The following is a 308-nucleotide window of genomic DNA, read 5'->3' as shown; positions in this document are numbered from 1 at the left end:
GCGCGTCCGCGCCGCTATGAAGCCGATCAGTACCGTTCCGCGTGCACTGAAGACCGTGGACATGGCCACGGGCGAGGCCGCCACCGGCATCCACCAGCGCTCCGACGTGTGCGCCGTGCCGGCTGCCGGTGTGGTGGCCGAAACCATGGTTGCCCTGGTGCTGGCTCGCGCAGTACTGAAGAAGTTCGGAGGCGACTCCGTGGAAGAGACGAAGCGCAACGTGCAGTCCTACCTGGAGTACGTGGGTACGCGCCTCGACTGGTCTGACGCGGCCAGCGATGTGGCCGACGGGGAAGTGGCGGACGGAG

The 308-nt window shown here is 67.5% G+C and carries 1 protein-coding gene; it reads left to right on the top strand.

Going from position 1 to position 308, the window contains the following annotated elements; all coding sequences use genetic code 11:
* Window positions 1-308, top strand: a 308-nt coding sequence (locus tag CYJ76_RS11975) for a chorismate synthase (RefSeq protein WP_144043122.1), incomplete at both ends; no start/stop codon positions are given.

It is taken from the genome of Kytococcus schroeteri (genome assembly GCF_002847825.1).
GTDB lineage: Bacteria > Actinomycetota > Actinomycetes > Actinomycetales > Dermatophilaceae > Kytococcus > Kytococcus schroeteri.
Note: the sequence above shows the minus strand (reverse complement) of the source record. Positions and strands in the feature narration are given on the sequence as shown.